Origin of the sequence: Lascolabacillus massiliensis, assembly GCF_001282625.1 — a bacterium.
GTDB lineage: Bacteria > Bacteroidota > Bacteroidia > Bacteroidales > Dysgonomonadaceae > Proteiniphilum > Proteiniphilum massiliensis.
The window spans coordinates 1,420,352-1,432,061 of record NZ_CTEJ01000002.1 but is presented as its reverse complement, the minus strand read 5'-3'; the positions used below and the strand labels follow the sequence as shown (position 1 = coordinate 1,432,061).

The window sequence follows — 11,710 nt, the reverse complement described above, 5'->3', positions numbered from 1 at the left end:
TATAACAAAAAATAAAATACAAATATGAAAAGTTTAAAAGGAACACAGACTGAAAAGAATCTTATGACTTCTTTTGCAGGTGAATCACAGGCACGCATGCGTTATACCTATTTCGCTAAACAGGCTAAAAAAGAGGGATTTGAACAAATTGCAGCAATCTTCCAGGAAACTGCCAACCAGGAGCAGGAACATGCAAAAAGAATGTTTAAATATCTGGAAGGTGGCATGTTAGAGATCACTGCTACTTTTCCTGCAGGGGTTATCGGAACTACAGCTGAAAACCTGAAAGCTGCAGCAGAAGGTGAAAACGAGGAGTGGACAGATATGTATCCAAAGTTTGCAGAAATTGCAGAAGAGGAAGGGTTCAAAGAAATAGCCACCATGTACAGAATGATTGCTAAAGCAGAATCAATACATGAAGAACAGTATAATAAATTATACGAACGTGTTGTTGAAGGTAAAGTATTCGAGCGTGAAGAGGAGATTGAGTGGCAATGCCGTAACTGCGGTTATGTAATTACCAGCAAAAAAGCTCCAAAGAAATGTCCTGCATGTCTTCACGATCAGGCTTATTTTGAACCTAAAAACGATAAATATTATTAATCAATTTCGAGATACTCTTTTTTATTAGCACATTCTTAACGGGATGTGCTTTTTTTTATGCCTTACAGATATTAATTTTGCAGATTATTTAAAATTTATGGAGTACAACGAACTATTTGCCCGCACCGAATTATTGATAGGTTCTGACGCTATGCAACAGATAATTGCTAAAAAAGTCATACTGTTTGGAGTTGGCGGAGTTGGCAGCTGGTGTGCTGAAGCACTAATAAGGAGCGGGATTATGAATCTTACAATAGTCGATTCTGACCGCGTAGCTGCGGCAAATATCAACAGACAGCTTCCTGCAACTACAAATACTGTGGGTGAGCTAAAAGTGGAGGTGCTGCAAAAGCGACTGCAAGAGATCAACCCTTCTGCGGTGATAAAATCAATACCCGAAATTTATGATCCTGAATCTTCCGCATCGTTTCATCTTGAGGATTATGATTATATAATAGATGCTATAGACTCTCTGTCAAACAAGGCCCATCTTCTTGTCGCTGCCTCAAAAACAGATGCTGTAACCTTCTCTTCTATGGGAGCAGCACTAAAGCTTGACCCTCAGAAAATAAGAGTGGCTGAGTTTTGGAAAGTGAGGGGTTGCAAACTTGGTGCTGCACTAAGAGAGAAAATAAGAAAGGGTGAGAGAACAGAAAAACCAATTCTCTGTGTATATAGCGAGGAAATTCAAAGAAACAGAGGTGAAAATGCACTTGCAAATGCTAATGAGAACGGTAGTTTCAGGAAAGCTCAAACAAACGGTACAATGGTCCAGGTAACCGCTGTGTTCGGGTTCATGCTTTCAAGTCTGGTAATTCAGGATATTATTAACAAAACCAACACTATAGTAACCTCTGAAAAAAATATCAAAAACAATTCTGTAAATCCCATTTAGAAAACAGTTTATCTGTTACTCCATAAAAAATTCTTAACTTTGCATAATTGGTAAGCAAAATCATCATTATGAATATAGAAAATCTCCTTCAGGAAGCCATTATAGGTGCAATAAAGATATTATACAATGCAGAAGTTGATGAGTCTCAAATCACTCTGCAGAAGACCAAAAAAGAGTTCAAAGGGCATTATACCCTTGTCACGTTTCCTCTTCTTAAGATATCAAGAAAAAAACCTGAGGATACAGCTGAGGAGATTGGAAAATATCTCTCTGAAAAAACAACCGTCATTACAGAATACAATGTTATAAAAGGGTTTCTTAACCTTAGCATTGCACCATCGGTATGGGTGGAATTGCTTGAGAATATTAATTCTAACCCCGAATATGGGTTTACTCCTGTTAGCGAAGACTCACCGCTATTCATGGTAGAATATTCATCACCTAATACAAATAAGCCTCTGCACCTTGGTCATGTCAGGAACAATCTACTTGGCCATGCTCTTAGCGAAGTGCTTAAAGCAAATGGTAAACGTGTTGTTAAAACAAATATTGTAAACGATCGCGGTATACATATCTGTAAATCAATGCTGGCATGGCAGAAATGGGGAAATGGAGAGACACCGGTTTCCTCTGGGAAGAAAGGTGATCATCTGATTGGAGATTATTATGTTAAGTTCGACCAGCATTATAAAAAAGAGATTGCTGAATTGCAGGAAAAAGGATTTTCGAAAGAGGAGGCGGAAGAGAAATCTCTGCTTATGAGTGAGGCTCGTGAACTTCTTAGAAAATGGGAGGCTAATGATACTGAAACTGTCAATCTATGGAAGATGATGAACGACTGGGTATATGCTGGATTTGATGAAACTTATAGTCAGATGGGTGTCACCTTTGATAAGATCTATTATGAATCACAGACCTATATCCCCGGTAAGGAAGAGGTATTACGTGGATTAAGTGAGGGACTCTTTTATCAAAAAGAGGATGGTTCTGTATGGGCTGATCTTACTCCGTATGGCTTGGACCACAAGCTGCTTTTGCGTGCTGACGGTACATCTGTTTATATGACACAGGATATTGGAACTGCAAAGATGCGTTTTGATGACTACCCTATCGACAAAATGATTTATGTTGTTGGCAATGAGCAGAATTATCACTTTCAGGTACTATCAATACTGCTTGACATGCTTGGATTTGAGTTCGGCAAAGGACTTGTTCACTTCTCATATGGAATGGTTGAGCTACCTGAGGGAAAAATGAAGTCACGCGAAGGAACTGTTGTTGATGCAGATGACCTGATGGCAGAGATGATTGAAACAGCACACGAAACTTCTCAGGAACTTGGTAAGCTGGATGATGCGACAACTGAAGAAGCAGAAGCTATTTCACGTATGGTTGGACTGGGTGCTCTCAAATATTTCATTCTGAAAGTTGACCCTAAGAAAAACATGACCTTTAACCCCAAAGAGTCTATCGATTTCAACGGGAATACAGGTCCTTTTATTCAATACACACATGCACGTATACAATCGGTTATCAGAAAAGCAGAAGCTCAGGGTATTGAAGTAACTGAAAACCTCAGCAACTCAATTTCTTTATCAGAAAAGGAGGAGGGACTTGTACAGCTGCTTAGTGAGTTTGACCGTATAGTGAAACAGGCAGGCACAGAGTATAATGTATCTCTGATAGCCAACTACATCTACGATCTGGCAAAAGAGTATAATCAGTTCTATCACGATTTTACAATCCTTCGTGAGGAGAATAGCCAGCTTCGTGATTTCCGCCTTCTGCTATCCAGGAATGTGGCTCTTACAATTAAAAAAGGTATGGCTTTATTCGGAATTGATGTACCTGATAGGATGTAGTCATTTCATCTTCATAATTTAATTTGCAACTATAACATTTTACAATTTATAGTCTTGCACATACAAAAGGTTTAAAAACTCTAAGGTATTCCCTAAGATTTTCATTTCCTTCTATATTCTAAATTTGGTAAATTTGTGAAAATCATTAAAAGAGGGCTTTCAGATGCTTATTTCTAATCCATATGAATGTGCAATGGAGTTTGCTGTCAACACAGACAGAGATATTTTTATTACTGGTAAGGCAGGAACCGGTAAAACTACATTCTTGCATAAATTTCGCGAAGAAACAGCCAAACAGGTAGCTATAGTAGCACCTACGGGAGTTGCAGCAATTAATGCAGGTGGAACAACTATACACTCCTTTTTTCAACTCCCGTTTACACCATTTGCCCCTACCCCGGAAGGCAGATCATCTCTCATCTCCCGTATAAAGATGAACAAGAGGCGGCGCTCTGTAATCAGAGAGCTTGAAGTACTTGTTATTGATGAAATCAGTATGGTACGTGCTGATGTGCTTGATGCTATTGATGCTGTGCTCAGATCCATACGCAACAGGCGAGAAGAACCTTTTGGCGGTGTACAAATGATTTTTATTGGTGATATGCATCAGCTTTCGCCTGTAGCAAAAACAGATGAGTGGAGTATCATATCTGACTACTATGACAGTGTCTATTTTTTTAGCAGTCATGTTATTCAAAAATATCCGCCCACTTATATTGAGTTTGATAGAATATTCCGACAATCAGATAATCAGTTTATTAATGTATTAAACGAGGTTCGTAATAACTCACTCTCATTAGAAGGTATTAGTCTGCTTAAGAGCAGATATTTTCCCGAGTTTATACCACAAGCAGAGGAGAACTACATCACTTTGACAACTCACAATTACAGCGCTGATAGCATAAATAATACTGAACTTGATAAGCTAAAGTCTCCAATCCATGAATTTCATGCAGTAATAAAAGGCAATTTCCCTGAAAATGCTTATCCAATTGACGAGGTTCTGGAATTAAAAGAGGGGGCCAAAGTGATGTTTATAAAAAATGACATTGAGACACCCCGCAGGTTTTATAACGGAAAAATAGGTGTAATTATCTCTATTGATGGTGATCAGATTACAGTAGAATGCCCCGGCGACAGAGATGAAATAATTGTCACCCCATTAATCTGGGAAAACATCCAATATAACACCAATCCTGAAAATAACACTATTGAGGAAAAGATAATCGGTACTTTTGAACAGATACCTTTACGTTTAGCTTGGGCTATAACAATTCATAAAAGTCAGGGACTAACATTTGATAAAGCAATAATTGATGCCGGCAATGCTTTCTCGCCCGGTCAGGTATACGTTGCATTGAGTCGCTGCAGATCTTTGGAAGGAATCGTTTTAAAAAGCAGGGTAAACTACGAAAGCATACGTGTAGACGATCAGGTTGTTCAATTTTCCTCATATAAACAAGACCATAAATCTATCATTAACGAATTGGATCTTGCCAAGAGTAAGTTTAGAACAAGCTTATTATTACAGCTGTACAATTTCAGTTCACTATGCAATGATGCACAATCCTGGTTAAATATCACTAAAGGAGAGGAACCATCTTTCAACGAAGAGACCATCCCCTTTGCTGAAAGTATATTCAAACAGCTGAATGAGATTGAGAACGTAGCAGAAAAGTTCAGAGTGCAGTTAGAGAGAATTGTCAGTAGGGAAATAGTAGACACAGAGTTTCTGTCGGAGCGACTAAACTCTTCTTCTGATTACTTTGCAGAAAAACTTGACTATCTGATGGCATCACTAAAGAGATCACCCGCCACAACTGATAGTAAGGCTGTTGCAAAATCCTATGATGAATCATTATCTATGATATACAATTCTGCAGCTCTCAAAATGCATATGATAAAACATACTGCATGCAATTTCAGTGTTGAGACCTATTATAGTGCACGAAATAGTTTCATTAAGCCCGATTTTAATATTAAATCATATAGTCGTGGCAAGTCAACTGTTCAACTTAAATCGAAACATCCTGATCTTCTGAATGAGCTTGTTCAAATACGAAATTATATTAGTGAAAACGAGAACCTACCACCTTATATTGTTGCTTCAACAAAAACGCTAGTACAAATGGCTGATTATATGCCTGAAACTGAAAAAGATCTTTTAAAAATTTATGGATTTGGCAAAAAGAAGCTAGCACGTTTTGGCGCACAGTTTCTGGAGGTAATAAACGACTACATAGCAGAAAATGATCTGCAATCTGAGATGATTCATTTCGAAAAACATAAGAGTTAACTGATTAAGAATTTAAAAGCACTAACATTATTCTTTATGAAAAACTTAATTCTCAAGATCCTGTTTGTTATGTTTATCTTTTCGATTATCACTCTTGAGATAATTGCACAAGATCAAAAAGAGTACCCTGCAAATTATGCCACATCACCCAGGTTCAAGGCACTTGTATATTACACTGAGCATGCTGAAAAAGCACATGTAGAATTTGCCCTGCAGGCATTAGAGTTTTTTAAACGGTTAAATTATGGAGATGGGTTTATACTAGAGGTGACAACCGACCTTTCAGAGTATGACTATAACAAACTAAAAGATTATAACATAGTTGTCATGCTTAACGCCCATCCAAATAATGAGTCTGAACGTGAAGTCTTCGAAAAATATATGGAAAACGGTGGAGGATGGATGGGCTTTCATGCAGCGGCTTACAATGATAAAAACACAAATTGGCCCTGGTTTTTAAAATTTATTGGAGGAGGAATGTTTTATTGTAATAACTGGCCACCACAACCGGTGCTGGTAGAGATTGACAATCACTCTCACCCTGTAACTAAAAATCTGCCTGCATCCTTTGTTGTACCTGAAAGTGAATGGTATCAATGGAGTCCGAGTCCACGGTCAAATAACGACATTGATGTACTGTTATCCATCTCTCAGAAAAACTATCCCCTCGGCATTAAAGATGTAGTAAATTTTGGCGATTTCCCAATCGTATGGACAAACAGGAATTATCGTATGATCTATCTTAACATGGGTCATGGTGATGATGAATTCACAGATGCAACTCAAAAACTTCTCTTTATAAACGCTTTCCGGTGGGTACTGAGCAGCGATAAAAAAGGGAACCCCTTTGATCGATAATTGTCCATCTCCCGCTTATCATCCGCTTATATACGGCTTATATCAACATCAATAATATATATACCGATAATAAACGAACTATTTACAGGAGATAAACATTACAGAGACAATGCATTGCAGACTACACTATTTATAGAATTCGAGATAATTGATTAACTTTGCAATGAAATAATTAATCATAAAAGATTATTTCACTTTAAAATTTGAATTATCTAGCTCATATATATTTTTCAGGTACAAATCGTAAGGTTGCTGTTGGTAATTTCATAGGTGATTTTGTAAAAGGTAAAAGCTATGAGAAATATCCTTCCTCTTTTCAGAAAGGAATACTGTTACACAGGAAGATAGATCATTTTACAGATACTCACCCTATATTCCTCGAAACCGTTGATATACTTCGTCCATCTTTCGGGCGCTATTCGGGAATAATGGCAGATATGTATTATGACTACCTGCTTGCCTCTGATTTTGAACGTTATAGTAACGGGCAGAGCCTCGGAAAATTCTCTCGTAATTTTTATCTCTCAGCTTTGTTATACTACAGGTGGTTACCTAAAAAGGTGAAAGGTTTTATATTCCATTTCATAAGAACCAACCGTCTCGAGGAATATGCCACTTATGACGGACTGCAATACTCGCTCAAAATTATGTCTGTTCACAGTAGCTCGGCAATCAATCCTACCCTTGGGATTGAAGTACTTGCAGCAAATGAAGTACAACTAAGAAGCCTTTTCGATGAATTCATGAAAGAGGCTCAGCAAAAATTTCCCCACTAAAGACAATTATTCACCAAAAATCAGATGAATTTGTATTTTTAAAGCAAAAACGGCAACACTTTTGATTAAGTGCTCCCGTTCAGATAAAATCCTGTCGCAGATTGTTTCGTGTTACTTATTTGGAGTTTCCCAAACTTTTGTTTTAGTACAGTTTATATTTGTAGTCTGATCACCCAGCTGCAGCATAAATTCTCCCTCTTCAATTGTCCATTTTCCCAGTTCGTTAACATAAGCCAGATCTTCACCTTTAAGGTCGAAAGTAACCGTTTTTGTTTCACCCGGTTTCAGGGATATCTTTTCAAATCCTCTCAAACGACGCACATCTGGTGAAAGTGAAGCTACAAGATCGCTGCTGAATAATAAAACAGACTCCTTGCCTTCCACTTCTCCGCTATTGGTAACATCTACAGAAACCTTAACAATATCATCAGAGGTGAAATCAGTTTTATCAACAATCATATTTGAATAGGTGAAAGTGGTATAACTTAGTCCAAATCCAAAAGGATACTGAACAGAAGTCTGTGCTCCATAATCATAAGCACCTTCCATTTTGCCAGCGATATTCTGACTCGGTTTGTGATCGTAAGTAATCAATCCCTGTTCATACTTTGGGTATGTATAAGGTAATTTACCACTCGGGTTGATATCACCGCTAAGAATATCAGAAAGCGCATCTCCGCCAAAATTACCCGGAAGATAAGTTTGCACTACCGCAGCAGAACCCGGTTCGATTTCACGAATCAGTCGCGGACGACCTTCATTAAGAACAAGGATAACTGGCTTTCCCGTTTTCTGTAATGCCAGTGCCAGATTAGTCTGATTTTCCGAAAGGGTGAGTTCATCCAGGTTTCCCGGAGTCTCGCAGTATGAATTTTCACCCACACAAAGTACTATATAATCAACACCAGAAGCTGCTGTAACAGCTTTTTGGATTTCCGGAGTATTTTCTTCGAAATACTGACCATCCATTTTGTATGTTACACCAGGCTCGTACTTAACATTTGCTGTGCCGAATTTATTCTGTAGAGCTTCATAGATAGTGTTATATTGCTGGGCAAAATCCTCAGTCTTCTCCCCCTGCCATGAGTAGCTCCAGCCACCGTTAAGAGTGCGCATTGAGTTAGCATTTGGTCCGGTTACAAGGATACGAGCGTTAGACGGTAATGGCAAAACAGTGTTCTCATTCTTCAGAAGTGTTATTGACTCCGCTGCAGCAGATTTAGCCACCGCTTCATGCTCATTGCTTCCAAAGTCGGGGAATTCAGCTCTCGGCCAATATGGCTTTTCGAAAAGTCCCAGTCGGTATTTCAATCTCAACACCCTACGAACTGCATCATCTATACGCTCCGTAGAAACCTCACCATCTTCTACAAGTTCTTTCAAAGCAGGGCAAAAAGCAAGATTATATGGCTCCATTACCATATCAATCCCTGCATTTATTGCAGCTTTAACTGCACCTTTATAATCCTTAGAGATATTATCACGGGTATATAAATTCTGGACGTCTGCCCAATCAGTCACAATTACACCGTCAAAACCAAGATCTTCTTTAATCCACTCCGTTAGTAACCTGTAATCGGCATGAGTTGAAACACCATTAATTATACCGGAATTAACCATTATTGACAGCGCACCGCCATCAACTATTGCTGCACGAAACGGCTCATAGAATTTCTCCCGCAATTCACTTTCAGAAATGACTGCCGGTGTACGATCTTTACCTGAAACAGGTACTCCATAACCCAGATAATGCTTCAAACAGGCTGCTATATTACTGTTCCTTACACTGTTCCTGTCACTGCCCTGATATCCGCGTACAGTTGCAGTACCCATTTGTGCATTGAGGTAAGTGTCTTCACCATAACTCTCCCACTGTCGTGACCAGCGTGCATCGCGACCAACATCCATAGTTGGTGAGAAATTCCATGGAATATTACTTGCGCGAGTTTCGTAAGCTGTGATTTGTGCTCCACGCTCCACAATCTCACGGTTGAAAGTAGCTGCCATCCCAATTTCCTGTGGAAAAAAAGTGGCTCCTGCAGTGTAAGTAACGCCATGTATAGCATCTATCCCATAAATAACAGGAATCCCAGTTTCCTGCAAAGCTCTCTCCTGAATGAGTCGGATAGAGTTTTCCCATACTTCTGTTGTGCGGGCACGATTGTTACTTGTATTCAGAATTGATCCTACTTTATGCTTTCCAATAACTGTATCCAGCATAACCAGATCAATATCAAAAGGTTCATCACTGAAATATGCATTACCCCCTTTACCAATCAGATCAATTGTGAATTGAGACATCTGACCAATTTTCTCCTCAAGTGTCAACTCCGAAATGATATTGTCTATTTTGCTTTCTATTTCAGGATCTAGGCAGTTGTGTTTTAACTCACCATTTCCACTGTCACAAGAAACTCCTACTAAAAATAGTATTAGAATAAAAAAACAGATCTTTCTCATATTACTATATATCTTATCACTTAATCCCATAAATCAGGAATGCTGCCATGTCCACGTGCTCTTTTTGGTTGCTGGCTATATGGTGCTACATTACCTGAGTGAACATCAAATAATACTTTTGCAGTCTCCTGCATCGCTTCTACCTGATATTTATATGGACGGTCTGTAACATCTATCAAACCACAATTATAGTTTTCTCCATCATTGCGCCTGCCTGTGATATCCTGGTCAGCCCACTGAAAATAAGCTGTCCCAATCAATCCAGGATGAGAGTAACCCTGTTCTGTGTAGTAACGATATGCAATACCACGTTCTTCCTGAGAGTCTACTTGCCAAAGGGACTGAGCCAATCCTCTGTCTACTGTTCCAAAGTGATACTCTCCTATTATCATTGGCAGATTTGTTATTTCCAGTGCCCTGTCCATCATCTCCTTACTTGGCTCCAGAGCATAACTATTGAAGCTTAATACTTCAAATGCTCTGCTGCAAATTAAAAGTACCTCCTCATCAATTTCATCCAGGTTGCCAAAACGATAACCTAGATTCAGATGATTTGGATCATATTTCTTTTGAGCTTCTTTTACTGCCTGAACAAAAATCTCAAATGTCTCCCAAATAAACTTCTTATATGATTCCGGTGAATCTCCGTAAATCGAAACATGTTCTATTAATTTACTTTTGATTGGGCTGTCTTCTCCTTCTAATATTATATTACAAAGACGAACTTCCTGGCCTATCCATGCAGGTTCGTTTCCAACGAAATATCCGATTACCCATGGATTATCTTTTTGACTTCCCACAGAACTCTTCATAGCATCATCAAGCTTTTCTCTGAAATCAGGTTTAAAAACATCTGCAAGACCCATCAGTCTTCCTTCCACACCTGCTGTACGCATTGAAGTAACATATGCTTTCTTGTTCATAGCCATAATTTCAGGACTTGACCAGTTTGCAATTGTATTAACTCCCCATTTTTCCATTCGTTTAATTACCATGTCATTAGCTTTATCTTTGTAGTTTTCACCGAAACGGCGATAAAGGTTCCAAAGACCAAAGGAATAATCGTAAGGACGTGATTCATTAGCCGGGAAAAGATCTCTAGGAGGAAGTTCTTTAAACATATTCTCACGTTTATCTACCTCTTTAGCCAAACCTGATGCTATCGGACGAACACAATCTACACCAACGGATAAGAAAAGATAACCTTCCGGATCCACAAACCACCATTTACCATCTATTTGTTCTGTGCGGTAGAAGCCTGTAGCTTTTACCTTTTTCTGCATATAACCACCATATTTAGAGTAGTTGTAAACAGAAGTATCAAAATTCTCCTCTTCTTCGCTTCTCCATTCAGCCTGCAGTTGTTCCAGAGATTTGATTTTTTCATCATATTCAACCAGATTTGATTGTCCGAACTCATCAATAGCCGGAAATGATTCCAGATACTGATCTCCCGGATCTTCAACAGAAAGGGTTATATTTCTAATTTCAAATTCAGGATCACCTATAGGTGCACGCATACGAATTCCGATTGAATCAATTCCTGTAAGCTTTGTACGTTTTCCACCTAAGTTTACCCAACCTGTGTAACGAGGCTGATTATAAGTTGCTGCTAAGTCGTGTCTGGCGCTCGGCAGCTCCCTGTAAAACTCTAAAGGAATTGCTAGTCTGTTCCATGCATTTGGCACATAACTCATTACTCTTAATTCATTGTACCCCTCATCAGTAGTAAATCCTACATGAAATCGCTGAGCAGTAGATATCTTAAACTCCAATACTACGAAGTTATAACCATCCCAGTCAGAAGGCAGTTCCGGATTGATTTCTTTAATAGCAAATTTCTTTCCTGATACCTCTTTGGTACTATCAAACTTAACAACAAAGCCTTTCTCTTTTGGCTCACAACTATATAAAAATAATATTATTGAGATCCATACTAATAATAAAATTCGTTTCATGT

At 38.6% G+C, this 11,710-nt stretch carries 8 protein-coding genes; 6 read left to right on the top strand and 2 right to left on the bottom strand.

Annotated features, from left to right (window positions below; genetic code table 11):
• The first annotated feature begins 24 nt into the window (after positions 1-24).
• The 6 genes from rbr to BN1354_RS10705 all read left to right on the top strand — a co-directional run bounded on the left by rbr (position 25) and on the right by BN1354_RS10705 (position 7,290).
• Positions 25-603 (top strand): rubrerythrin, encoded by a 579-nt coding sequence (rbr, locus tag BN1354_RS10730; RefSeq protein WP_045090513.1) that lies wholly within the window; start codon positions 25-27, stop codon positions 601-603.
• Between the two features lie 97 nt (positions 604-700).
• Positions 701-1,498, top strand: coding sequence for a tRNA threonylcarbamoyladenosine dehydratase (locus BN1354_RS10725; RefSeq protein WP_045090514.1), 798 nt, complete (start codon positions 701-703; stop codon positions 1,496-1,498).
• Between the two features lie 68 nt (positions 1,499-1,566).
• The gene (gene argS / locus BN1354_RS10720) at positions 1,567-3,360 is read left to right on the top strand and encodes an arginine--tRNA ligase (protein WP_053827105.1); all 1,794 of its coding nucleotides are present in this window, start codon (positions 1,567-1,569) and stop codon (positions 3,358-3,360) included.
• 163 nt (positions 3,361-3,523) lie between these two features.
• Positions 3,524-5,656: an HRDC domain-containing protein gene (locus tag BN1354_RS10715; RefSeq protein WP_053827104.1), complete on the top strand. Its 2,133-nt coding sequence runs from the start codon at positions 3,524-3,526 to the stop codon at positions 5,654-5,656.
• 36 nt (positions 5,657-5,692) lie between these two features.
• Complete coding sequence (locus tag BN1354_RS10710) at positions 5,693-6,514, top strand: ThuA domain-containing protein (RefSeq protein WP_045090517.1); 822 nt, start codon at positions 5,693-5,695, stop codon at positions 6,512-6,514.
• A 203-nt stretch (positions 6,515-6,717) separates the two neighbouring features.
• Positions 6,718-7,290, top strand: a complete 573-nt coding sequence (locus BN1354_RS10705; protein WP_053827103.1) for an acyl carrier protein phosphodiesterase — start codon at positions 6,718-6,720, stop codon at positions 7,288-7,290.
• A gap of 111 nt (positions 7,291-7,401) precedes the next feature.
• Here BN1354_RS10705 and BN1354_RS10700 read toward each other — a convergent pair whose 3' ends face one another.
• Positions 7,402-9,750: a glycoside hydrolase family 3 N-terminal domain-containing protein gene (locus BN1354_RS10700; RefSeq protein ID WP_053827102.1), complete on the bottom strand. Its 2,349-nt coding sequence runs from the start codon at positions 9,748-9,750 to the stop codon at positions 7,402-7,404.
• 20 nt (positions 9,751-9,770) lie between these two features.
• On the bottom strand, positions 9,771-11,708 hold the full coding sequence (locus BN1354_RS10695) for a hypothetical protein (RefSeq protein ID WP_053827101.1): 1,938 nt from the start codon (positions 11,706-11,708) through the stop codon (positions 9,771-9,773).
• Between the last annotated feature and the right edge of the window lie 2 nt (positions 11,709-11,710).

Excerpts from the sequence above, each read along its gene's own strand:
- rbr (WP_045090513.1), top strand. The coding sequence starts at position 25 with ATGAAAAGTTTAAAAGGAACACAGACTGAAAAGAATCTTATGACTTCT.
- BN1354_RS10725 (WP_045090514.1), top strand. The coding sequence starts at position 701 with ATGGAGTACAACGAACTATTTGCCCGCACCGAATTATTGATAGGTTCT.
- argS (WP_053827105.1), top strand. The coding sequence starts at position 1,567 with ATGAATATAGAAAATCTCCTTCAGGAAGCCATTATAGGTGCAATAAAG.
- BN1354_RS10715 (WP_053827104.1), top strand. The coding sequence starts at position 3,524 with ATGCTTATTTCTAATCCATATGAATGTGCAATGGAGTTTGCTGTCAAC.
- BN1354_RS10710 (WP_045090517.1), top strand. The coding sequence starts at position 5,693 with ATGAAAAACTTAATTCTCAAGATCCTGTTTGTTATGTTTATCTTTTCG.
- BN1354_RS10700 (WP_053827102.1), bottom strand. The coding sequence starts at position 9,750 with ATGAGAAAGATCTGTTTTTTTATTCTAATACTATTTTTAGTAGGAGTT.
- BN1354_RS10695 (WP_053827101.1), bottom strand. The coding sequence starts at position 11,708 with ATGAAACGAATTTTATTATTAGTATGGATCTCAATAATATTATTTTTA.